This window comes from Mesorhizobium sp. P2_C7 (assembly GCF_056404515.1).
The window spans coordinates 40,007-63,958 of the sequence record NZ_JBFUDW010000007.1 but is presented as its reverse complement, the minus strand read 5'-3'; the positions used below and the strand labels follow the sequence as shown (position 1 = coordinate 63,958).

Here is a 23,952-nt window from a genome sequence, read left to right as displayed (position 1 = left end):
TTCAATCCTTCTCGCTGCGGTCGCGCGGACGCGCCCAGTGCAGCGACCAGGACGTCTTGTCGTCGCCATTGCGAAAGAGGTTCGCGCGTATCGGCTGCGCGAGGGTCGGGTCGTCGAGCTGGATCGAGACATAGTCTCCGGCCTTTTCGCTGGAGCGTTTCCAGCCGGCGCCAATCTCGGGGCCGTCCTCGCTTCCAGCGTGAACGCGGTAGTCAGGCGCATTCTCCGTTTCGCTCGCCTCTGCCGCCACGATTGCGATATCCAGGTTGAGGCTGAGCGTGTGGATGCGCCCGCTATAGCCAGTCTTCTGGCGCGTAAATTCCCCGATCTGTTGCATGTCAGGCTCCTGTTTTGGAGTGGTGCGGTGATGAAGGCTGGCGGCGCGACGCGCGCCGCCGGTCGCGCGCTCACCGCGTTGACGCGCGCCATTCGAAGCGGCCATCGCCGGTTTCGTCCGTCCACAGCGGGACGGCGCGGCCGATGATTTGGCTGGTTGCGAGGAGGCCGAAGTAACGGCCGTCAAGGCTGTCGCGGACCTGCCGGTTCATCAGGAAGACTTCGCCGGCGGGGATGCGGCGGCAGCCCTGCCAGACAGGCAGGTCACGGCCTGTCCGATCACGCTCGAGCGCCGCGCCCGCCTCGACGCCATCGACGGTGATGGTGAGGTTCGAGCGACAGACACGTTGCCCGGCAACGCCAAGGATGCGCTTCATGAGTGGCACGCCCCTCGGCAGATAGCCGCGATCAGCGAGGAACGCGGCGAGTGGCTCGGGCGCGTCGACGGCCACAAGATCGGTGACCTCGAAGGGTCCGTCGACGTCGATCGCGTAGAAGCCGATCGGTGCGCTGGCTGACGCATTCCAGATGAGCTTCGTGGGCATCGAAGTGAGGCCGGGATAGCCGACGCCCATGGTTGCGAGAACGCTAGCGAGGATGATCCCGGCGCGCGTCACGGCTCGGTCCTTTTGCGCAGCAGGAAGGCGCGATGTTGGTCGAGTGTGTAGCTGCGCGGCGCGTGGCCGGCGGTTATCCGGTTGTGGATGTGCCGCCAATGATCGGGCGACACCAACTCAGGCTCGATGTCGAGGCGCTGGATGGCGTCGATCGCCTGCAGCACGCGTTCCACCTTGGGCCAGCTCTCGACCTTCAGAAGGATGTCGCCGCCGGGGCGCACGAAGGGCAGTGTCTGATAGGCTTCGCCACGCGCGACCGCACGCACGATATCGATGCGTGAGATGATCGTTCCGAAGTCGTTCGCCGCCCAGCGCACAAAGGCGAAGACCGCGCCGGGGCGATAGGACAGGATGCGCCGGCGACGATCAACGATCTGTTCCTGGGCGTGGGTGCCGAAGCGTATCCAGTTCTCAATTTTCTTCTCGACCCAGGTCAGTTCGACATGGACGAGTTCGTCGCGAGCGTGGTGCGTGGCGGCGCTCATCGGGTGGCTCCCGAGCACGGATTAAGAGGCGGATTCGGGGCTTCGGAGACGCCGGTTGCCGTGCTGCTGCCGTCAGAAACCGGTCGCGCATTTGAGGCCTTTTCGGTGTCTATGCTGAGTGCGTCGCTGGTTCGTCGGACGACCCTTTGCACATCACGCGCGCGCGCTTCAAAGTTAGACTCTGGGTTAGACTCTAAGTTAAGGGCGCGATTTCGGCTTTGCTTTCCAAGGGTTAGGCCCCGTTTAGGTTCCTGATAGCACGTGCCTGCGGTTCCCGATGGCACGATAGGTCCGGTTCCCGATAGCACGAGGCTGTCCACAGGCCTTCCACCGGAGGCGATCCGCTCGAAGGCGAGCAGCGTCCGGCCGCCCATCTCCACTTCGAGGAAGAGCGTGTAGCCGGGCAGCGGCTGGCGGCGGATGATGTCGCGCAGCTCGAAGGCAAAGCGCTTGTGGGGCGACAGGCTGCCGGATTTCTGGTGAAGGTGACGGAAGTCGAAGCGCCAGCCGTCGCGCTGGCGTCCGCCATGCTTGCGCACCAGCCGATAGAGCCAGCGCTCCAGCCCGCCAGTCAGGTCAAAATAGGCGCGATCGATCGTCAGCACGAGTGCGTCATCGAGGACTGCCTGGTAGAACCAGTCGGGGACGATCAACTCGATCCCCGCGGGTTTACCATGGCGATCGATGCGCTCCTGCCACTCGTTGATCCATGAGAACCGGTGACGCCTGCCCTCGGCAGGCTGACGGATGGTCGTCGAGACGGTAGTCGACTGCAGCCGGTCAAGCGCCGCCTTCAGGCGTTGATAGTCGCGCAGGCTCTTGCCGCGGCCGACGAAGGTGAGGATCTCATAGGGCGCGGCGGCCATCAGGCGCGAGGTACGAAGCCCGGTGTCGCGCGCCTCGACGATCTGGCTCGCGGCCCAGATCAGGATGTCGGCGTCCCAGATGGTCGCCATCCCATGATCGGTTACGGCTTCGACCCGGATCGTGACGTTGCCCGCGGCAAAATCGATCGGGGTGACGCGATGGGTCTTGGAAAGGGAGAAGAACGGATAGGCCATGAGATCCTGCGCGTCTCGTGGAGCGAAGTCGCCAGGCAGCGCCCGGAACAGGTCGAGTTGCCCGCGCTCCGAAAGGGATTGGTTTCGCGAAACCATTTGAAATCCGCGCGCGGTCAGCGTGCGTATCGTCCGCCGTGCGCCGGCGGCGTCGACGTGTGACGCTTGGCCGGCAGGACCGATCCCCGCGGGTCGGATGTAGAGGTGACAGCGCCGCGTTCGGCCCAAGCCTGAAGGTCGTCGACGGCATAGACGACACGGCCGCCGAGCTTGCGGTAGGAAGGACCAGTGCCATAGGTACGGTGCTTTTCGAGCGTGCGGGCGGACAGGCTGAGGAAATCCGCGGCTTCCTTGGTGCGCAGGAAGCGCGGCGGCAAAACGGCGATATCGGGTCGCATGGGTCGGACCTCCGTGGGGTTTTGGGCAGCCGCTGGCGTTCAGCGGTGGACGGCGACCACGGTGGCGGAGAGTGGGCTTCGCAAGGGATGGGGAAGTTGAGGGAGGCTAAAATCCCACCCCCTCGTCCGGAGCCAGAACCGCTACGGTCGACGGCGATGACGCAGGATCTGCAAATAGCCGCCGCCGATCATGGCGGTGGCGCCTTCGACCAGGCCGATCACCGCATCGCGCAACGCCGAGGTCTTCCAAGGATCGGCGGCGATGCGCATGTGTCCATAGAAAGCAACCGCAATGTCGCGGTAGCTCGCGCCGTTCGCACGGCCGTCAGCGGCCTGCATCATCAGACGAAACCGGCGGCGCTGCTGTGGGGTCATACGCGTGTCCGAAGCCGTTGGGCGCCCCTGCAAGGAACGCCAGAAACGGGTGAGTGCTTCGATCCGTCCCAACGTTTCTGCATCCAAGGGGATCAGCGCCGCCACGTGGCCGTGCGGATCACTGCCCGGCAGAAGGAGAAGTTGGGTCGCGACGCCTGCACTGTGGACGATGTGACGTCCTTCCGGGCTGTCGTGGACCGCCCCAAGACCGGTCAAAGGCGCCGATCGCAACGACGACAGGAATTCCGGCGCCGGCACGAGAGAAACCACAGCTGGATCGACGTCAGGCGACCACAGAACGTCTTGCGCCAAGGCGGACAAATCCGGCCTGGCCGGGAAATCGCAACCCCCACAGCCGCTGTGTCTCAAAGTGGAAGGGTGCTTTTTCGGCCCTGGTGGTCAGGAGCGCCTGATAGTGCCGTTGATAGGGTTCGTGACGCCGCAGACACTCCCAGGCGAGCCCTTCGACGGGCAATGTATCGAAATAATCATAGCTGGCATTGTCTCGCCAATGCGACGTATCCGGCCTCATCCAAGAGCTCCTCACGCAAGAAACGCGTAGACCCCGCCTCAAAACAATTCCGGGTTGTAGCGATTGGTGGAAGACCCTCGCCGGGCATCGGGTGATGCCGAAACGGCATCACCCGGGAACGACAGGAGCGGTGGTGCTAGCTGCCTGGTTGACGCAAAAGATGGCGGTAGCCAGCACGCGCCATCCAGCGCGCTCGCGCCAGATGGCTGTCATGGATTCGCCGGGCGCGTTGTGGCTCCTTCGTCAGATCAATGCCGAAGAGAATTTCGACCACCTCGCGCCAGTCCGCGCCGTCGTCGGCGGCGTCGAGCAGGCGCACATAGAGCTTGACGTGTTCCCGATCGTATTCGGTGAGTTCGTCACTGGTCGGCGCGGTTTCGTCAAACGGCTCGATCATCGCTTGCCTCGTCTCCACAGAGTGAAAGCCTGTATTTTATAGAAACAACAGCGCCGACGGAGGATGGTTGATCGGCATCAGGCGATGCGGTTTCAGCATCGCTCTCGGCTTGAGTGAACCGACCCGGACGTCCGCGAAAAAAGGCCCCGGCCTTCCGGCCGGGGCCTGCGCGGGTCCTTAGTCACCCCGCCGCGCGTTCGGGCGGGACCAGATGAGCGAGAAACCCTCACCTTCCTCGTCGTCGAAGAGGTTGGCGTAGATCGGGGCGTTGAAGCTCGGATCGTCGAGCTTGAGACCCAGGTAATCGCGGCCTTCGTTGGAGGTCTTCGACCAGGCGGCCCCGATCTCGGCGCGGCCTACCAGCACCCGGTGGCTGGGAGCGTTCTCGCCGGTGGCGCGGTTGTCTGGGACGATGCGCACGTTCTTGGCCAGGACGCTGAGGGTGACGATTTCGCCGGTGAACTCGTTCGAGGCGGACTTCTTGAAGGTGCCGATGGTAGCCATTGTAAGTCTCCGTTTTCTGTTCCGAGCCCGCACCATGCGGCCTCGATGGCGATCACTTGGCCGGAGGCGGCCGACGACGCATCGCTTGCGACCGGAGCAACGCGGAGGACGGCGCAAGAACGACTTTCTTGTCTCGCGAGGAATGGCGGCGCTCGGGGTCCCCATGCGCTTGCGGCATGGGGTGGGAGCCGGCAGGGGAAGAAAGTAGAGACGCGGCGTTGCGGCCTAGGCGGTCGAGGCTTCAGCCGTCCTTCGGCCAGATCAGCCCATTGAAGAGGCCGTTTGGAGCGCTCTTGGGACAGATTGGCAACGGAGACGTTGGCGTCCAACGCACCTCCAGCAGATCGCTACGAGTTCACTGGCGTCGTCCACGCATTCCAGGCGCCGGGAACCCCACGCACCTCCAACGCCGCAGCCACCGGCCGCGCTGCCATCCTGCCACCGACTTGTCGGCCTGCCTTGCGGCGTCGACCGAAGAAAGTCCAAGTCCACAAACGAGGCCGCGCCGGCGTGGAGCGTGGCCGTTGCTCGATCCTTGGCATGCATCCCGAGTGCTCCAACCACCGATGACAAGGAGGCCAAGCCTTCATCGCTCTGGTCCATCCGCCTCGCTCGCGCGGGTTTAAGCTCGAACCATGCCCCTACCGGATTGGTCGCCGGCGGCCATGCCCGCGACCCGGAGAAACGCCGTGACGCCGACGGCGACCGCGCCAATGGCGGAAAAGACGATCTGCCAGGTTTCCGAAGGCATCATGTGCTTCGCGATGCCATGAGTGGCATGGTAGCCGGCAACGATCGCGGGAGCGACGAAGACCATTGCGATCGCCAGCTTCGCCCACATGGGTCTGATAACGCCGAGGAGGATTTGGCCGACGCCGAGCGTCAACCCGGTTGCGAGGATGCCGACAAGGATCGCGCCAAACCAGCCGGCACCGGTGTTGAATGCCCATGTAGTTGCGTTGACGCCGACGAACAACGGAAGGGCGACGATAGCAAGCGTGAACAGCAACCAGCACAAGATGCCGATGGCCGCGATGCAAAGGAGAATGCCGAGGATGATCATGGTGGTGTCTCCGAAAGAACAGCTCTAGCGATTGCGCCTTCCACCACCACCTGGCGCAGTGCACAGCGTAGCAAAGGAAAAGCACGGGCGAAACCCGCCGGTGTTCTTGCATCGCCAGGCGCGATGTCCGCCCCGTCATGGGGCGAACGGGTCGATTTCGCCGATGATGGCGGTGTCGTCGCCGTCATACTCGTTCGACGGCACGACCGAGAGAGTGCCGTCGCCAGCACGAAAGATGACGATGGTGACCATGAGAGTGGCGGCGAGGCTGAAGGCGAAGGCATGTGCGTCGGCGAAGGACATCGATCCGGCTCCTGTTTGAAGCGGAGGACCCTCCCCCGCTGACAGGCGCCCGATGTGTTCGGCCGATGGCCGCGATCACCGCGAAGGCGAAGCTGGAGCGGCGGCACGCTTCGCGTAGTCCGACCCCTTGCGGGTTGATGGCGTCAGGCCGTCGACCGGACCAAGGATCAGCGCAATGGATCGCGGGGTGTGGTCATCTTCAAGTCAGGAGCAGCGGGAGTCGTCGGCGCGACGCTTTTGCTCCAGGAGAGCCTGAGAAAGCTGCCGCGCGATGTGGCGGGCGTCGAGCGAAAGACCGGACGGCCATGATCGCGATGGATCCCGTTGGAAGCCGCCACGCTGAAAATGAGTATGAAGCTGGACGATGACGCTGTGCAGTCGCGGTGGCAGACCTAATCCAGCTCTCTCGGCGTAAAGAGCCGCCTTGTCGAGATCGTGCCCGATATGGCGGCGGTTCCAGCGATCATCGGTCGCGACCCTGAGAAGATGCGACTTCAGGAGCAATTCAATGGCGATGGCGATGGCGTGAAGGGCCGCATTGTGCCTGCCTATATCCGCCGCCCAGTCAGCGCCATCGAGGTGGGCGGCGGCATTGCGCAAGAAGGTGTCGGCAAGCGCGATGTCCGGTGCGTCGGGAAAGGATACGAGCGACATGGCTTGAAGGATGCCGGACCTCCCAGTCTTTTATAGGGGCGCTTGGGTTCCGACGGCGCTTATGCGCCGCCGTTGCCGAGCCGATAGACCGGAATGCCGAGCTTGCGGGCCTTGTCCGCGAGATTCTCCTGAATGCCGGTGCCCGGAAAGATGATGACGCCGATTGGCATGACCGCCAACATCTGGTCATTGCGCTTGAAGGGAGCGGCCTTGGCATGTTTGCTCCAGTCGGGCTTGAAGGCGACCTGCGGCACCGTGCGATGATCGGACCAGCGGGCGGCGATCTTTTCGGCGCCTTTCTGTGATCCGCCGTGCATCAGCACCATGTCGGGGTGCTTGGCGCGGATTTGGTCGAGCTTTGCCCAGATCAGCTCGTGATCGGCGGTATCGCCGCCGGAGAAGGCGATCTTGGGGCCGGCGGGTAACATGACCTCGGTTTCGGCGCGCCGCCTGGCCGCGAGGAAGTCGCGGCTATCGATCATTGCGGCGGTGAGATGGTGGTGGTTGACCATCGACCCGGTGCGCGGTCGCCAGGCCGAGCCGGTGTACTGATCGTAGTGGTCGGCGGCTTGGTCACGCATGAGCTCGAAGGCGTCGCGCCGTTCGATCATGGTCTGGCCTTGGGCGGTGAGTGTCTCGAGTTCGACCGCCTTGATCTCGCTGCCGTCCTGTTCGCGCTGCAGTCCCCGCTGGGCCTGCTCGTTGTCGTCCAGTTGCCGCTCGATCCGTTGTACAGCTCGGTGGAAGACATTGGTGACGGACCAGAGCAGGTCATCGAGGTCGGGTTCGAGGCGCGTGTCGGCCAGGGTGGCGATGAGGGCGTCAAAGATGTCGGCGACGGCTCCGGCCGCGTGGTCGCCACCGGGGAGCGGTCGCGGATCGGGCTCGTCGGCAAATGGGCGCCAGCCATAGAGCTGGAGTTCGGTGAGGAGGTGATCGGTTGGAGAGGCGGCGTGGTGCGGTTCAATGTCGTCGTGCTCGCTCATGGGGATGCTCCCGTCGGTTTGACCGCGACCCTCGCGGCCTTCATGGCGACGAGAGCCCACGGGCGGGACGGTCCGACACCCGCAGCGTAGCGGAGGGCCGGAGCGTAGCGGAGGATGGCGGAGGAAGGCTATTTTGCCTCGCGATGGAAAGGCGTCGCGACCAATCGCTGCCATTCGCGAGCAGTCGCGCGCCGCCGGAAAATAGTCGGCCGCCGCCATTGCCTGGCCGGCCCGATTGTGGGCCGATCGCCCTCTCGAAGGCCGGGTCGCGGTTCCCTACCGGCGGGCTCCCATCCATGCGATGCGGCCACACCGTGCGCCGCGCGCTTCCCTTCCCGGCTCACGCCGCCCATGTCAGATAGCGGATGCGATCCCTGCGCATGAGCTGGTCCGCAATCGAGGCGCGGAAGGTGGCAAGTCCGAAATGGCGGAGATCTTCGTTGAAATCCTCCATGAACGGCGAAAGAACGATCGCCTCGATCCCGGCGTCGATCGCGCGCTCGAGCAGGCTGTCGCGGGCACCGTCACCGGCCGGATCTTTGTCGCGGATGACATAGAGCCGCTGCAGGTTCGGCGGGAACAGGATGGCGGCGAGATGAGCCGCCGAGAGAGCTGCCGCCATCGCCATGTCGGGCAAGGCGCATCTGAGCGATAGCGTCGTCTCGATGCCTTCGCCTGCCGCCATGACGCTGCCAGGTACGCCGAAGCGGACGGCGTGACCGAGAAGGTCACCCATTGCCCTACGCGGCGTGTCGATGGGTGCCTTGCCGGCGCCGTCCGGTGTGAGCCAAGTGCGGTGCGCGCCGGTCAGAAGCCCGTCCAGATCGGTAACGGCGGCAATCATCGCCGGCCAGGTCTCGGTCGGTCCATGATCGTCGGGCCGGTAGTAGCAGTGTGGATGGAACTGCAAGGCTGTGGTTCCGTGCAAAGTCGTGATGCCACGTCCACGCAAATACGTTTCCACGACGGTGCCGATGATGGGCTTCGACATGGCGACAAGACGTCGGGCTGCTTCCCCAGAACCGGCGCGAGCGGGAGGTGGCTTCGTCGTCGGCCGTGGATCGGACTCTACATCCGGCATGGCGAGGAAGGCGCGTGCCTCGTCGGCTACCTCCTTGAAATCGACCAGTCCGAGGGATTGGCGGATGACATCGAGTAGGTCGCCATGCTCGCCGGTAGCGGCGTCGGTCCATTTGCCTGGCGGTCCCTTCGGGGATGGCTGCAGACGCACGAACATCGAGCGACCCGGCGCATTGCGGACGTCGCCGACGGTCCAATAGTTGCCCTGGCGACGGCCATTGGAGAGGTAGTGGCGGCACACCGCCTCGGCATATTCGCCGAGGCGGTGTGCGAGGTCGGATGCATCGTGACGCGGAATCATGCAGCCTCCCGCTCACTGACCCGATCGATTGGGAAGCGGTCGAGCACGCGCTCCAGCACGGCGAGCCCGTTGCCGTCGATCGGCACGAACATCCTGAGCTTCCACGAAATGATCTCGTGGAAGAGACCGTAGGCGGTGAGGCGCTCGCGCATCGTGTCGGTGAAGCCGGACAATTCGATGCGCCATGCGCCCATGACGCGGCTGCGGCGAAGCTGGAGATCCTCGGCAAGATCGAGGATGGTCCGGCCGTCCATCAGAGCCGCAAACGCCTGCTCCGGCGACAGCGCAACCACATTCGTCGCAGACGCGTTGGCGACCCATGCCGGCGAGACGCGGCGGCCGATGAGGCGCTCGCCCCCGTCGGTCCGAAGTCGATAAACGCGGGTCGACTCGTTGGGCAGGCGCTTCCAGATCGGCAGCAGCAGGCCGGTGACCATGTGCAAGACCGAGTCCGAAAACTCCGGCACACCGGCGATTTCGGCCGTCCAGGCAGTTATGAACGCCTCGCGGTCGGCCTCGACCCAGTGTGTTTCGCCCATGGCCTTGAGCGGCATGTTCTGGCCTTCCATCGGCCGGATCAGGCGAACACGTCGCTCGACCTCGCCATCGTCGAGCATGACGCTCGGGGTCGGTATCTGCACGGCGGCGCGGCCCGATTGCTCGTTGATGAGCAGTAAGGCACGCGGATCGCGGAGTTGATCGAGCGCCGCATTGAGCGTGACGGGCCGATTGCGCTTGCGTTCGGTGATCGTGAGCAGGCGGCTTTCGGCGCCAGTGCGCGGATGGGTGTAGATCACCTGCCGATCGGTGACGACGAAGTTTTCGGCCTGCAGGGTCTCCAGCCCGGCATCGTAAGTGCCTGACGCGATCGCGCCCTCGATGCGCGCCGCCAGCAGTTGCTCGAAGGCACCGAACAGCACGCCCTGCAGCGCAATGGTCAATGCGAGCAGACGATTGAGGAAGGTGGTGATCGGCGGCAACTCGTCCTTGATGCCATTGGCATCCATCAGCTTGAGACCAGTCGCCGCCTCGAACCGCTCGAGCGAGCAGCCCTCGACCTTGCCGCGTACGATCAGCAGATAGAGTTGCCGTAGCGCATCGCGGGCATAGTGGCTTTCCAGATTGTCCTCTGGCCGGAACAGGCCCTGGCCGCCGGTCTGGCGCTGGCCGCGCGTGATTGCCCCCAGCGTATCGAGCCTTCGCGCGATCGTCGAGAGGAAGCGCTTTTCCGCCTTCACATTGGTCGAGATCGGCCGGAAGAGTGGCGGCTGCGCCTGATTGGTGCGATGCGTGCGGCCCAGGCCCTGAATGGCGGTGTCGGCCTTCCAGCCGGCTTCGAGCAGATAATGCACACGCAGCCGCGTGTTCCGGGCCGAGAGTTCGGCGTGGTAGCTCCTCCCCGTTCCGCCCGCGTCCGAAAAAACCAGAACGCGCTTCTGGTCATCCATGAAGGCCTGCGTCTCGGCGAGGTTGGCTGACCCGGCACGGTTTTCAACGACAAGGCGCTCGCCCTTGCGGACAATGCGGCGCGAGCGACCGGTGACCTCGGCCACGATGCCCACCCCGAAATCCTGGACGATCTGGTCGAGTGCGCCGGGGACAGGCGTCAAGCTGGCGAGTTTGGCGATCAGCTCGTCGCGCCGGGCGACCGCCTCGCGGCTCTCGACGGGCTGGCCATCGCGGTAGACCGGGCGCGACGACAGATTGCCATCGGAGTCGGTGAAGGGCTCATAGAGCTGCACCGGGAAGGAATGGGCAAGATAGTCGAGGACGTATTCGCGCGGCGTGATGTCGACTCGAACGTCGTTCCATTCCTCAGTCGGCAGCTCGGCCAGCCGCCGTTCCATGAGCGCCTCGCCCGTCGAGACGATCTGGACAACGGCCGCATGGCCCTCCTCCAGATCGCGGGTGATGGAGCGGATCAGGGTCGGCGTCTTCATGCTGGTCAACAAATGACCGAAGAAGCGCTGCTTGGCGCTTTCAAAGGCGCTGCGCGCGGCCGACTTGGCCTGGGCATTGAGCGTGCCGGTGCTGCCGGTGATATTGGCCGCCCGCATCGCCGCATCGAGATTGTTATGGATGACGCCGAAGGCCCCAGCGTACGCGTCATAGATGCGGACCTGTTCGGGCGTCAGCTCATGCTCGAGCAGTTCGTATTCGACGCCGTTGCAAGAGAGCGAGCGGGCCGTATAGAGGCCGAGTGCCCTGAGGTCTCGTGCCAGCACTTCCATCGCCGCGACGCCGCCGGCCTCGATCGCCTCGACGAACTCGGCGCGGGTCGAGAATGGAAAATGCTCGCCGCCCCAGAGGCCGAGCCGCTGGGCATAGGCGAGATTGTGAACGGTAGTGGCTCCGGTGGCCGAGACATAGACGATGCGGGCATTCGGCAGGGCGTGCTGCAGCCTCAGGCCGGCGCGGCCCTGCTGCGAGGGGCCGGCGTCGCCGCGTTCGCCCTTGCCGCCGGCGGCGTTCTGCATGGCGTGCGCTTCGTCGAAGATGATGGCTCCATCAAAATCCGGGCCCAACCATTCGACGATTTGTTTGACCCGCGAAACCTTCTCGCCGCGATCGTCGGAGCGCAGCGTGGCATAGGTGGTGAATAGGATGCCTTCCGCGTGCGTGACCGGCTTGCCCTGCGGGAAGCGGGAGAGCGGTGTGATCAAAAGGCGCTCCATGCCTAGTGCGGACCAGTCGCGTTGCGCATCCTCGATGAGCTTGTCGGACTTGGAGATCCAGACCGCCTTGCGCCGGCCCTGCATCCAGTTGTCGAGAATGACGGCGGCGGACTCGCGGCCCTTGCCTACACCCGTACCGTCGCCGATCATGAAGCCTTGCCGGAAGCGCACGGCCCCTGCGGTGGCATCGGCCGCGGCGCTAACCACGTCAAAGGTATCGTCGAGCGTCCAGGCGCCGGCGAGATACTCGGCGTGAGCCTCGCCGGCATAGATGACGGTCTCGAGTTGCGCGTCCGAGAGCAGGTCAAGGACGTTCTTCGGCAGGCGCGGCCGGTAGCTGGGCTTGGGTGGCGCCACCGAGGCCATGGCCGCCGATTGAACGAGCTGGGTGGGGTGAGCCCGAGAGCCGGGGATGCGGATCGCCTGAAGCCCGTAGGCCTCATAGATGGCGTCGCTGATCTGGCCGTCCTCGGCTGCCTGCCAGTCGACAGCCTCATAGGCGAGGTCGATGGCTTCCGGTTCGGCGATCGACATGCGTGGCGTGGTTCTCGCCGCGCGTGTGAGAGAGCCGTGCACGGTGCGGGGTGCGGCGACCGCCGATGCCGCGCTGGAAACGGCGGCCATCACGACCGGCGGCCGCGCGGGAAGGCGCTCCTCAATCCACGCGAGGAGCGTCGCCGCATCCGGAGCGATGCCGGGAGCATCCGCGAAGCGATGCGCGGTGAGCTCGATCACCAGGCGTTCGGGCAGCGGCTTGATGGCGTCGCCGTCATCCTCATCGGGCTCGGACGTTTGCGCGCCGATGGTGATGGTGGCGCGGCGAACCGAAGGATCGTCCCTGCCCTCCTCGCTCTCGGTCGCACCGTCGGGCTCGGCGGCGTCGTCGTCGACCGCTTGCATCGCTTCGTCCTCGGGGCGCACATATCCGCGATCGACGACCAGGTCCCCGGCACGGTCGATGCTGATGAAGGCACCGGCGCGGCCGATATCGGCGGGATCGTAGTTCATCGGCCGGCTCTTGAAGGCCTCAAGCGCAGACTCGATCTCGCCGAGACGCTGATCGACCTCGTCGGGGAGTTCGTCAGATTCGCCATACTCGGCTTGCAGCCGATCGTACTCCGCGCGCAGGGCTTCGCGTTCCGCACGCTCCGCGTCGGTCAGATTGACGGGGGTGCCGGCCAGTGCCCGCAGACCGTGATTATGGCCATAAGGCAGATCGACATCGACCACGATCCACTTCCAGCCCTCCGCCGCGATCTCCTCGGCGATCGACTTCAGCTTGTCGCGGACCAGGCGGTCGAGCAGAGCGGGTTCCTGCAGCCAGCCGCCATTGTCGGCCTCGAACAGGTCGCGCAGCACCACGCCGGCAGCAGCGACATACGCGTCGACACCAACGAACAGCGCACGGCGATCGGTCGCGCGCACCGTGGTTTCCGTCAAAAGGCGCCGGATCAGGTGCGGCTCCTTTGACCAGGAGTTTTCGAGCGCCTCCCAGACCTGCTCCTGGCGGGCGTGGTCGTCGGTCACGGTAAAGGCCATGAGCTGCTCGAGCTGCATGCCCTCCTGCTCGTAGACCTCGTGCAGCTTGGGCGAAACCTTTGCGAGTCGCAGGCGCTGCTGGACAAAGGTAGCGGACACGAAGAAGCGTGCCGCAATGTCCTCGTGGCTGGCGCCTTGGTCGTGCAGGGTCTGAAAGGCGCGAAACATGTCCAACGGATGTAAATCTTCGCGCTGAAAATTCTCGGCAAGTGAATCCTCCTCGATCGGGACCTCACTGTCGGCGTTGGTGACGACGCAGGGAACTGGCTCGGTCTTGATCATGCGCTTCTGCTTGACCAGCAGTTCCAGCGCGCGATAGCGGCGCCCGCCAGCCGGCACCTCAAACATGCCGGTCTCGTTGCCCTCGCCATCCAACACTGGCCGGACGTTGAGGCTCTGGAGCAGGCCACGCCGTGCGATCGAGGCGGCAAGGTCCTCGATCGTTTCCCCGCGCTTGATGCGCCGGACATTGGATTGGCTCAGCATCAGCTTGTTGAAGGGGATATCACGCGAGGCGTTGAGGGTGATCTTCTGCTTGGGCGTAACCATGTGGACTATCTCCGCGACGGGCGGCTGAGACTCTCTCGACCTCCAAACCCGTCACAAAGGAAGACGCAGCCCTCTCACTCTGAGGACTGCGCCGCACGCGGAGCTGAAGGGACACAAGGCCGCAGACACGCTTTGCGCATCTGCGGCCTTGCGGATTTCGAGCCGAGATCTCACGCGCCCTCCCGACCAGACTGGGCGGCCGGGTAGAGGACGCGTTCGGCGTCGCGAATGCTTCCGGCCCGGCGGGCCGCCTCTGCCCAGGCCGAAATCGGCAGGTCGGTGGCAAAGAGAATGTCGCGCTCGATGCCCATGCCGAAGGGCAGCCGGACCGACGTCATCTCGAGGAGTGAGAAACTGCCCAACTCGGGATAGCCGAGATCGGCGAGACCGAACATGGCGTCGCCATCGGCACCCAGCTCCGTCGCGAGCCAGGTTCCTTCGCCGAGGGGATTGAAGAACTTCACGACCGGTGCGTGATCGGCGTTGCGCTCGCGGCCATTGGCGAGCAGCCGCTCGCGCAGTTCGTCGGTGAGGAGGATCATGCCGCCCTCCTGTCGATCTCGGCCTCATCAACGTCTACCGGGCCTGCCTTGGCCGCACCGTCAGGTTGCGGCAGGAAGGCAAGCAGCCAGTCGGCCGCCTTGCTGGCCTGGGAGGCGGCACGAACGATGGCGCGGTTGTCTTCGCGCAGGACCTCGAGCCAGGAGGCCAGGTAATCGGCGTGGCGCACGGTTGGTACGATGCCAAGCGAGGCGCAGCAGAAGGCTGCGTTCATCTCGGCGACCAGTTCCTCGAAAGCATATCTCTTGGTGCCGAAGGCGCCTCCGAGGTCGCGGCCGACGCGGGAGGCATGGCCGGTCGCATGCCCAAGCTCATGCAGGGCGGTGCGGTGCCAGTCGATGGTCTCGAAATAGGCCTGCGGGGGCGGCACCCGCACGTAGTCCTGCGCCGGCACATAATAGGCACTGCTGCCACCGATGCGGAAGTCGATACCTGTCGCCTTGATCAGCGTCTCGACTGTAGGCTCGATCAGTCCGGGTTCCGGTGCAGGCGGAGCCGCGGCCAGATCGTCGGGCAGATTTTCGCATTGCGCTACGTTGAACACAATGAAGCGTTTCAGGAACGGTATGGCCTGTGCCGCCTCGCCGGTTTCCCGAGCGCGATTCTTCGCGTCGTCAGGGATGAAGCGGTCAGCATAGACGACGGTGGTGCCGTGTTCGCCCTTGCGGACATGGCCGCCCAGCAATAGCGCCTGGCGGAAAGTCAGCCAGCCCTGGATGGGAAAGCCATGCTCGACGACCGCACCCCACAGGATCAGCACGTTGATTCCGGAATAGGCGCGGCCTGTCGCGGCATTGGCCGGCATAGCAATGGGCGCTTGCGCCGCCGCCGTGCCCCAGGGCTGCACCCAGGGAAAGCGCCCTGCTTCCAGTTCGGCGATGATCTTGCTGGTGATATCGTCATATAGGCTTGACCGGTCGGCGCCGGCGCGAGCGTAATGTCTGGACATCGCGGTTCTCCGCGACGGGCGCCGGAGGCCTCTCCTCCAGCTCTCAACCCGTCACGGCAAACCGGTCCGTACTCTCACTCTAGACGGCGTTGCGGGGGCCTCCCGCAGAAGGGGGACGCTCTCGAATTTTGGGCAAAGGCGGTCCGCGCCAAATGCTTATTCCTACCGGACTGCGTGGCGGATGCGCTCGGTAAGCGTTTGTTCGACGTCGAAATAGCCTTCCCAGGCTTCCGGCAGCTGAGCGCGCGCGGCGGCGGCGAAAACATCGAAACAGTTGGCGCTTTCGCAGGATGGCAACTCCTCCCAGCTGACGGGCACCGCGCACCCCGCCCCCGCGCGTGCCCGAGTGGACCAGGGACAGATTGCAGTGGAGCCCTGGCCGTTGCGTAGGTAATCGAGAAACATTCGGCCCTTGCGCTTCGCCTTGCTCATGTTGGCGACGAAGCGCGACGGATCTGTACGGGCCAGTAGTTCGGCGAAGTCTTGGCAGAAGCTCTTGACCTCGTCCCAACCTGCTTCCGGGACGAGCGGCACGACCACATGAACGCCCTTGCCGCCGGACAGCAACGGCCACGACCGCAGTCCAAGCGCTTCCAGGATGCCCCGAATGTCGAGGGCTGCCTGCTTGACAGCAGTGAAGCCCAAGCCCTCGTCGGGGTCGATGTCGAAGATCATGCGGTGTGGCAGATCCGGCTGCTGGCGCAGGCTTCCCCAGATGTGGAATTCGAGCACGTTCAGCTGGACGCCTGCGATCAGCCCGGCCAAGTCATCGACCCACAAGATGCGGCTTTCCTTACCGGACATCTTCTCCAACTGGCCGTCATGGATGGCCTTGGGCATGCCGGGCAGTCTGTGCTTCTGAAAAAAGGTCTGTTGCAGGTCGCCGTCGGTATCGCGCACCAGCGAAAGCGGCCGATCCTGGATGTGCGGCAGCATCTTCTCGGTGACCATGGCGTAGTAGGCGGCGAGCGTGGCCTTGGTCACCTTGGTCCCGGGATACATGACCTTGTCCGGATGCGTCAGCTTGACGCCGACAGCAGCGGCGATGTCCTTGCCGATTCCCGGATCGAGATTGGCGGAGCCAAGAGTTGCCGGCGTCTTCCGCATTTCCATCACCACCTGGTCAGCTCGCTTGTCTTCGCGCATGCCCTTAAAGCTTGGATGCCGCAAGCTGCCGTCCGATGTCACTTCGGCATAGGTGACCTCGGCAACAAGCTCGGGCCTCACCCATCGGGCACGGCGGGCAATGTCTCGCGGAACGGAGGCGAAAGCCGGTTTCTCAACACGGCGTGTCTCGAGCTTCGCGAGGATGTCCTTGCGCGTCGCCGCGGTGAACCCCGTGCCGACGCGGCCGCGATAGATGAGCTTGCCATTGTCGTAAGTGCCGAGGATTAGCGAGGCCATGCCATGTCCTGTGTCACTTGGTCGATAGCCGCCGACGACGAATTCCTGTCGCTTCGTGCACTTGATCTTGAGCCAACTCCCGGTGCGTTCGCCGACGTAGGAGCTGCCGGCACGCTTGGCGATGACGCCTTCGTGGCCGCCCTCGCACATGGCGTCGAACACCCTTTTGCCTTGGTCGACGATGTGGCTGGAGAATTGCAGGCTGTCGTCAGGGCGGCGCGCGCCCAGCAGCGACTCAAGTCGCGCCTTGCGCTTGAGGAGCGGCTGGTTCGACAGATCTTCGCCATCGAATTCAAGCAGATCGAAGGCGTAGAACTTGAGGGGCATACCCGCGGCAATGCCGGTTTTCAGCATGGAGAAGTTCGTGCGGCCCTGGCTGTCGATCGCTACGATCTCGCCATCGATCAGCACCGCGCCTTTGGTCAGTCTCTGAAGCGGCGGCAGGATGACCTTGAACTGTCGGGTCCAGTCGTGGCCATTGCGGGTATAGACGACGACGTTCGAGCCGGAGATGGCGACTTGGGCACGATAGCCGTCGAACTTCATCTCGAAGAGCCAATCCCCGCCCGCCGGTATGTGGTCTGTCAATGTGCAGAGCTGGAACGACCGAAACCCGGGCAGCGGATATGTAGGGATAGATTCTGAGTCTCTGCGCCGTGTGCGCCTTTTGCTGATGCTGAGAGTGCCATCTACAACCGACATGCGGAACTCGGATACATAGTCCCATTCAATACCCTGCCCGGGATTCGGTTCCATGCCCAAGCATCTCCGAGCCGGCGACCGCCGGCGCTCAAAGGAAGAACGGCGTATAAGCCGCAGTCCTGCGCGCGTCCGTAAAACGGGCGATTGTCGCGCGCAGGACGTAGGAAATTCGCCCCCGCCGCGGGCGGTGAACGGGACAGCCGTAGGAGCGTCAGCATAGCGCCGGCCGCAGGACGGGACGCGGGACCGACTGTCCCCGTCCGCGGCGGTCCGTGTGGATCTCGGCAGCAGGCGTTGGCTCCCTGTTACGCCCACAAGGCGGCGTCAACAGCCATCAACGATCGGCTGTGATCAAAGCGCGTCAGTACTCGATGCGCATAGAAGGCGTAGAGGCGCGCGTCGATACCATGCTGATCCGCAGAGGCAGTTCAATAAAGACGGCGTCCGTCCGGAGTGGACGAATTCACCTGGAAGGAGCGTCGGTAATGCATTGGGCTGGTGTTGAAGCGGGCCCGAAAAGCTCGGAAATATGTCGCGGAAGACGTAAATCCGCTTGCTAATCCGGTTTCCCGCACGCTTAGCGTGCTATAAAGAAGCAATTCCTTAGCGCGCTGCAGTCGAAACGTAATGTAGTAGTTCTTTGGACTTGCTTTTAAATGCTTCCTGAATAAATGCTGAAGCTCTCTTTGGGAAATTCTGCATTCATTCGCCATGGCTTGGATCGACAGCGGATCCTCGATGTTGTCTTGCATCAGTTTCTGCGCACAAAGAAGAACAGGATTTGAATGCCAAGCGTTGCCATTTATGATTTGACGTTGTTGACCTGTCTCGCTTTTGACTGACGGGTAAATCATCTCGTTTGCGACAACATCCCGCAAAACCCTGCCGCAAAAACGATCCAGCATGAAGAGCGCATAGTCCAGGCAGGCGGCCTGGCCCGCGCAGGTCGACCGGTTTCGATCTACGACAAATAGCTGTTCGACGATCTCCGTTTCGGGATATAGCTCCTTGAACGACGCCAACGTGCTCCAATGGCCCGTGGCCTTGAAACCATTGAGCAGCCCCGCTTCCGCGAGAAGCAGCCCACCAGCGTCCAATCCGCAAAGATGGGCGCCAGCAGATGCCTGCCTCCGGAGCCATCGAAAAAGCGAGGCTTTGCCTTGTCCGCCCCAGGCATACGAGGAGTACAGAAGCACAAGGTCGTAAGTTGTCGGCGCGTCGATCGTAGCTGTAGCGGGAATCGAGATGTCGAGATTGGTGTTGGTGCACTGGCCGTCGATAGAAACAAATTCGATCGTGAAAAGGCGCGATTTGCTCATCCGGTTGGCGGCGCGAAACGGCTCTATCGCCAGAAGCGTGGCGTAAAGCGACGGCTCAATGCAGACGACCGCTATGCTGTGCTGGGCGTCAAAGGGCGACGTTCGATTCCGTTTCTGTTCCATCCAACGGTGCTCGTATCCAAACGTCCCTAATGCTGACCAGCGTGCCATGGTTTAAGGGGGACTAGCGGTAAGCGCAATCCTTATTGCGTAATGCGCTATCGGCCTTCGTCTGCGAGCTGGCGCTGCCAGGTCCCCATCGCGCCCGCCGCTCCAATGAGGCCGTAGCGTCTCTTGGAAACGTGACCTTGACCTATTCGTTGGAAGCCCTCCATCCATCACGACCATATCGTGCTTCAGGATCTTGGACTTGATTGATGGGGAACACTTCAACGGCGCAACTTGGGCGAATTGGAAGACCAAGTTCACCAGGCGGTCGCCACCCGAACCGTATCCGACGGCTTTGGCCACTCTGATCGCCCGCCGAGCGTAGCACATTGATAAAAAGGGAGAGCGCAGACTTGAGGATTGGTAGCGGCGCAAACCTTGTGGCCATTACCATTGGCACAGCTATTGCGCCCTTCTCCGACCGCGATTCCGTCTTTAGGTGTTTCACGTCCTTCGAAGCTCCATTGATCGACAGGGCTAAGACCCTGGCTGCGCCGTTCATCCTCAATCGGCATCCCGACTGCGTCAAGCGTTGAAGGCCGAGGAAAGCCTAGCCTTACCGCCAGACCGCCTATCAGGCGCGGTCGGCTCGAACAGGATTGCGGTAAACGCAATGTTGTTGGCGCAAAGCGATATGCATGGGCCGCAATTCGCTGGCAAGCTACTGAAGGGCTGCGCCTAGAACCGCGCTACGCGCTCAGTAACGAGCCCAGGATACGATGGGAGATGACAATTCGCATCACTTCACGGCCAGTGCGTTAAACATAGACATGCACGATGATATATCATATCAAGGGCTGATAATGCCGGAAGACGTAACAATGGGAGTTGCTACAATGATGGTTATGCAGAACAGCGGTGCCCACGCGGCTCGCATCCTTCGGAGAAATACGCTCGCTCTCTCGCTGGCGGGTGCGGCGATGCTGATGCCCTTCGGTGTTGGCGCGAGCCAAGCGCAAGACAAGCCACTGGTGGTCGCGCGCGATATGGATATCAATTCCTTGGATCCCGGGCGGGCGTGGTGCGACACTTGCCAGATCTATTTGACGTCCACTTATGCGCGCCTTGTGAATCTCGACAAGGATAACAAGACGATCGTGCCGATGTTGGCGGATAGCTGGACAGTCAATGCCGACCAGACCCGTTTCACGTTCAAGCTCAATCCGAAGGCGCTCTTTTCCGATGGCTCGCCGGTGGAAGCGAAGGACATAAAATGGACGCTGGAGCGATTCAAAAACGTCAAAGGCAACGCCTCATATCTTGTGGATCCGATAAAATCGATCGAAACGCCGGACGCGCAGACCGTCGTCATTGATCTCAACGCGCCAAACTCGGAGTTCCTGAGCGTTCTGTCCGCGCCTTTTCTGTCCATCCTCAATTCCAAGCTCGTTGCGGAACACGGTGGCGACGCCGGACCAGACGCTGCTACCAAGGACACTGCGGAGCAATGGCTGCTCGCCAACTCCGCAGGCGCGGGTCCGTTCGTCCTCGCGTCATATAGCCCGAACCACGAGGTACGGCTGAAGCGCAACGACAAGTTCTGGGGCACGCCGGCCGCTCTCTCCGAGATCATCCTCCAGCAATCGAAGGGTGGCGTGAGCCAGCTTCAGCTCTTGGAGGGCGGTAGCGCTGACATCGCGATGCAAGTGGACCCGACCACGGCCAAGGGCATAACCAATCCGGACATCGTCGTTGATGCCCAGCCCTCGCTTAACATGGTCTATGTCGCTCTTTCTCCCGGGGCCAAAAATCTGTCCAATCCGCTGGGAAGCAAAGTTCGCGAAGCGATCGCCCACGCGATCGACTATGATGGAATCATCGATTTGACCCTTGACGGCAAGGGCCGCCGCCTTGCGACTGCCATTCCGGAAGGCTTCCCCGGAACCGGCGGTGCGGAACCCATCTCCTACGATGTGGAGAAGGCAAAGGCGCTCATGAAGGAGGCGGGTGCCGAGGACGGGTTCACCATCGATACCGCGTTTCCAAACGTCAACACATACGGTGTCGACTACAGCTTGATGATGCAGAAGATCCAGCAGGATCTTTCGGAAATAAAGGTTCAGCTCAACCTGGAGCCAATCGAGTTCACCGTCTGGCGCGAGCGTATAAACGGAGACGGGATCCCGTTCACGGCGGTTTTCTATGCACCCGATTATTTCGGGACCGCGCAATATATCCAGTATTTTTCGATGATGAAGGATACCGCTTGGTACAAGCGGGCTGGCGCGGGTAAAGATCCGAAACTCGCCAGGCCCGAAGCCGCGGAGCTGTTGCAGAAGGCTCTCGCCACGAGTGGGGCTGAAAGTGACGGCTATTTCCGCAAACTTGCCGTCGGAATGGCCGAGGATCATATCATCCTTCCGATCGTTAGCCCCGACAACATCTTCGTCTACAAGAAGGGCTTGTCGGGACTTCGTTTCAGCGCTTGCTGCAACATGGTTTTGTCCGAAATTTCCTGGAAATAGAGCCGACCTTTTCTAACGAAACAGAACCGATGCCGGAGAGTGTATCTCCGGCATCCGGGTATTTTTCCCTTAAAAGAGGTATTTATTATCATGCCAACGGAGTTTGATCGCGACGTCGTGGTCATCGGCGCCGGTCTGTCGGGTCTCAATGCCGCGACCCTGTTGAAGGAAGCCGGCCTTTCGGTGATCGTGGTCGAGGCGCGCAATCGCGTGGGAGGACTCACATATTCTCCGACAAGCGCGGCCTATGGAGGGCGCGTTGATCTTGGCGGACAGTGGGTATCGCCCAAGCATGGACGCATCAACAAGCTGATTGAGAAGTACACGGTTCCGTTGATCAAGCAGTTCGTGACGGGGCAGCGGGTTTGTCTGCACGGCGAGGACGCGTTTGTCGGGGCAATGGGGACGGTTCCCGGTCTCACTGACGATGAGCAGACCGCGTATAAAAACGCCTTCGGAAAATTATATGAGGCCATGGACCGGATTGCGGCCAACCCATGGGAGAGCGCCGATGCCGATCAACTGGATTCCATCACTTACGCGACCTGGGTAAACAGCGTGTGCGAGCCAGGACGGGTTCGCGGGGCAATGACGCGCATCCCGGGAGCCTATTATGGAGCGCTGGCTGAGGAGATCTCCGCCCTTGAGTTGCTCCAGAAGCTGAAGTCTTGTGGCGGGCCTATCTTTATGTCGTCTACCGAGGGCGGCGGCCAGTCAGCCCATATGATGGGAACCCAGATCGCATCGGAGGGAATGGCGCGCGATCTTGGTGACGACATCGTGCTTTCGGCTCCCGTGCGAACCGTGGATTGGACAGCGAAAGGTGCGAAGGTTCACACGGAAGCCGGCGTGTGGCGGGCCCGCTATGTCGTCTTCGCCACCTCGCCGACCATGATCAACCAGATACGCTTCACGCCCCAACTGCCGTCAAAACGCAGAATGCTGCATCAGCGCTTCCCCAACGGGCGCAACACCAAAGCGGTCATCGTCTACGACAGGCCGTTTTGGCGTGACCGCAACCTCAATGGCAACGTCATCTCCACCGATGGGTCTCTCACCGCGGCGTACGACCTTGGGGACGAAGAGGCGCGCAAGGGAATCCTGATCACACTGTTCACCGGACTTCCCGCTTATCGTGTCGACAATCTCGCGCCTGCGCAGCGAAAGGCTCGCGTTCTCCAGCTGCTGACGCAGGCGCTGGGACCGGAAGCGCAAGACCCGGTCGAGTATATGGAACGGGTTTGGGCGGATGAAGAATGGTCCGGGGGGGCATCGAGCCCCTTCCTGACACCAGGTGCGCTGACAACAATAGCTGGTGACCTTCGCGAACCGGTAGGGCCTCTGTATTGGGCCGGCACACACATGTCGCCGGAATATAGAGGATACATGGAAGGAGCCCTGGCTGCGGGTGAAATCGCTGCCAGGCGAATAACGGAGGCGTGTTAACGGCGACGGGATAAAAGGGTCAGAACTGGTACGCCTTATCGTTAAGTAACTGAGTAGCGAGACTCCGAATGCTGACATACGTCCTGAGACGGCTTCTTGCCATGCCCCTGCTTTTGCTGGGCGTGGCGGCCTTGGCCTTTTGCCTTTCTCACATGACGCAGGCCGATCCCCTCGCGGCCCTGGTTAGCGATCGAATGACGAACAACCCCGAGGTCGTGGCTGCAGCCAAGGAACGTTGGGGGCTCGACAAAAGCCTGCCCGAGCAGTTTCTCATCTATGTCAAGAACCTCGCCACCGGCGATTTCGGTGTATCTTTTCGCACGCGCAGGCCCATCCTGACGGACATTGCAGAGCGACTTCCAGCGACACTTGAACTCGTCATCGCAGCGATGATCTTTGGCACTCTAAGCGGTGTATTGCTTGGGATAGTGGCCGCGCGCTTTCGCGATAAGTGGGCGGATTACATTGCCCGCCTGTTCGCATTGTTTGGCTCGACGATACCCGTCTTCTGGTCGGGTCTACTGCTTCTCTACATATTCTCGGTTCAGTTTTCGCTCATACCAGGGCCGGGTCGTTTTGATCCGCGCGGCGAACCTCCGCCCTTCGTAACCGGGATGTACACGATAGACGCGCTTGTCGCCGGCGATTTCCGGGCTTTCCTGACAGCACTGCATTATCTCCTGCTGCCCGCCTTCGTTCTCGGCTGGTCCGTGACCGGAATCCTGGCCCGCCTGGTGCGAGCCAGCATGCTCGATGTCCTGGGCCAGGATTACATTCTGGCGGCCCGAGCGAAGGGCGCCGGAGAGAGACGCACTCTGTTCAAGCATGCATTGCCCAACGCCATGATCCCCACGCTTACGATCATCGGATATTCTTTCGCCTATCTGATCACCGGCGCCGTGCTGACAGAATCCGTCTTCGCATGGCCCGGCATCGGATCCTACGCAGTGGATTCGGCCAGAACGCTCGACTATCCCGCGATCATCGGCGTCTCGCTTGTGGGCGCGGCCGCCTTTCTGTTCTCCAACCTGATCACCGACGTCGCTTACGCATTCGCCAACCCTCGTATCAAGCTGAGCTGAATGG

22 protein-coding genes are annotated in these 23,952 nt (G+C 62.6%); 3 read left to right on the top strand and 19 right to left on the bottom strand.

Annotated features, from left to right (window positions below; genetic code table 11):
* Position 1: 1 nt before the first annotated feature.
* From AC1D2G_RS16090 to AC1D2G_RS16000, 19 genes are all read right to left on the bottom strand, one after another.
* Complete coding sequence (locus tag AC1D2G_RS16090) at positions 2-337, bottom strand: DUF736 domain-containing protein (protein WP_477415219.1); 336 nt, start codon at positions 335-337, stop codon at positions 2-4.
* 70 nt (positions 338-407) lie between these two features.
* Positions 408-953: a S26 family signal peptidase gene (locus AC1D2G_RS16085; RefSeq protein WP_477415217.1), complete on the bottom strand. Its 546-nt coding sequence runs from the start codon at positions 951-953 to the stop codon at positions 408-410.
* On the bottom strand, positions 950-1,438 hold the full coding sequence (locus tag AC1D2G_RS16080; protein ID WP_477415215.1) for a DUF2840 domain-containing protein: 489 nt from the start codon (positions 1,436-1,438) through the stop codon (positions 950-952). The genes AC1D2G_RS16085 and AC1D2G_RS16080 overlap by 4 nt, the downstream gene beginning before the upstream one ends.
* Positions 1,435-2,595, bottom strand: coding sequence for a replication initiator protein A (locus AC1D2G_RS16075; protein ID WP_477415214.1), 1,161 nt, complete (start codon positions 2,593-2,595; stop codon positions 1,435-1,437). Before AC1D2G_RS16075 ends, AC1D2G_RS16080 begins: the two co-directional genes overlap by 4 nt.
* A gap of 17 nt (positions 2,596-2,612) precedes the next feature.
* On the bottom strand, positions 2,613-2,894 hold the full coding sequence (locus AC1D2G_RS16070; protein ID WP_008877975.1) for a helix-turn-helix transcriptional regulator: 282 nt from the start codon (positions 2,892-2,894) through the stop codon (positions 2,613-2,615).
* A 141-nt stretch (positions 2,895-3,035) separates the two neighbouring features.
* Entirely contained in the window at positions 3,036-3,581 is a 546-nt protein-coding gene (locus AC1D2G_RS16065; RefSeq protein WP_477415212.1) for a DUF2285 domain-containing protein, read from the bottom strand.
* Positions 3,553-3,801: a transcriptional regulator domain-containing protein gene (locus AC1D2G_RS16060; protein WP_082583225.1), complete on the bottom strand. Its 249-nt coding sequence runs from the start codon at positions 3,799-3,801 to the stop codon at positions 3,553-3,555. The genes AC1D2G_RS16065 and AC1D2G_RS16060 overlap by 29 nt, the downstream gene beginning before the upstream one ends.
* Positions 3,802-3,937: 136 nt before the next feature.
* Positions 3,938-4,198, bottom strand: a complete 261-nt coding sequence (locus AC1D2G_RS16055) for a DNA -binding domain-containing protein (protein WP_112099290.1) — start codon at positions 4,196-4,198, stop codon at positions 3,938-3,940.
* Between the two features lie 177 nt (positions 4,199-4,375).
* On the bottom strand, positions 4,376-4,702 hold the full coding sequence (locus AC1D2G_RS16050; protein WP_477415209.1) for a DUF736 domain-containing protein: 327 nt from the start codon (positions 4,700-4,702) through the stop codon (positions 4,376-4,378).
* A gap of 622 nt (positions 4,703-5,324) precedes the next feature.
* Positions 5,325-5,765, bottom strand: coding sequence for a hypothetical protein (locus AC1D2G_RS16045; RefSeq protein WP_477415208.1), 441 nt, complete (start codon positions 5,763-5,765; stop codon positions 5,325-5,327).
* 135 nt (positions 5,766-5,900) lie between these two features.
* A complete protein-coding gene (locus tag AC1D2G_RS16040) occupies positions 5,901-6,068 on the bottom strand; it encodes a hypothetical protein (protein ID WP_256754852.1) in 168 nt (55 codons plus the stop codon).
* A 204-nt stretch (positions 6,069-6,272) separates the two neighbouring features.
* Positions 6,273-6,722, bottom strand: a complete 450-nt coding sequence (locus tag AC1D2G_RS16035; protein WP_477415206.1) for a hypothetical protein — start codon at positions 6,720-6,722, stop codon at positions 6,273-6,275.
* Positions 6,723-6,781: 59 nt separating this feature from the next.
* Positions 6,782-7,708: a DUF2493 domain-containing protein gene (locus tag AC1D2G_RS16030; RefSeq protein WP_477415204.1), complete on the bottom strand. Its 927-nt coding sequence runs from the start codon at positions 7,706-7,708 to the stop codon at positions 6,782-6,784.
* Positions 7,709-8,048: 340 nt separating this feature from the next.
* On the bottom strand, positions 8,049-9,089 hold the full coding sequence (locus AC1D2G_RS16025; RefSeq protein WP_477415202.1) for a DUF7146 domain-containing protein: 1,041 nt from the start codon (positions 9,087-9,089) through the stop codon (positions 8,049-8,051).
* Positions 9,086-13,852, bottom strand: a complete 4,767-nt coding sequence (locus AC1D2G_RS16020) for a strawberry notch-like NTP hydrolase domain-containing protein (RefSeq protein ID WP_477415200.1) — start codon at positions 13,850-13,852, stop codon at positions 9,086-9,088. The genes AC1D2G_RS16025 and AC1D2G_RS16020 overlap by 4 nt, the downstream gene beginning before the upstream one ends.
* A gap of 170 nt (positions 13,853-14,022) precedes the next feature.
* Positions 14,023-14,394: a DUF2958 domain-containing protein gene (locus tag AC1D2G_RS16015; RefSeq protein WP_477415198.1), complete on the bottom strand. Its 372-nt coding sequence runs from the start codon at positions 14,392-14,394 to the stop codon at positions 14,023-14,025.
* Complete coding sequence (locus AC1D2G_RS16010) at positions 14,391-15,362, bottom strand: ArdC family protein (RefSeq protein ID WP_477415196.1); 972 nt, start codon at positions 15,360-15,362, stop codon at positions 14,391-14,393. The genes AC1D2G_RS16015 and AC1D2G_RS16010 overlap by 4 nt, the downstream gene beginning before the upstream one ends.
* Before the next feature lie 162 nt (positions 15,363-15,524).
* Positions 15,525-17,468 (bottom strand): DNA ligase D, encoded by a 1,944-nt coding sequence (gene ligD, locus AC1D2G_RS16005; protein WP_477415592.1) that lies wholly within the window; start codon positions 17,466-17,468, stop codon positions 15,525-15,527.
* A 428-nt stretch (positions 17,469-17,896) separates the two neighbouring features.
* Entirely contained in the window at positions 17,897-18,910 is a 1,014-nt protein-coding gene (locus tag AC1D2G_RS16000; RefSeq protein WP_477415194.1) for a GlxA family transcriptional regulator, read from the bottom strand.
* Positions 18,911-19,794: 884 nt separating this feature from the next.
* Between AC1D2G_RS16000 and AC1D2G_RS15995 the strand changes: the two genes are divergently transcribed.
* From AC1D2G_RS15995 to AC1D2G_RS15985, 3 genes are all read left to right on the top strand, one after another.
* Positions 19,795-21,420 (top strand): ABC transporter substrate-binding protein, encoded by a 1,626-nt coding sequence (locus AC1D2G_RS15995; protein WP_477415590.1) that lies wholly within the window; start codon positions 19,795-19,797, stop codon positions 21,418-21,420.
* A 39-nt stretch (positions 21,421-21,459) separates the two neighbouring features.
* Positions 21,460-22,866, top strand: coding sequence for a flavin monoamine oxidase family protein (locus AC1D2G_RS15990; protein ID WP_436260250.1), 1,407 nt, complete (start codon positions 21,460-21,462; stop codon positions 22,864-22,866).
* Positions 22,867-22,934: 68 nt separating this feature from the next.
* Positions 22,935-23,948, top strand: a complete 1,014-nt coding sequence (locus AC1D2G_RS15985; RefSeq protein WP_477237756.1) for an ABC transporter permease — start codon at positions 22,935-22,937, stop codon at positions 23,946-23,948.
* Positions 23,949-23,952: the final 4 nt, after the last annotated feature.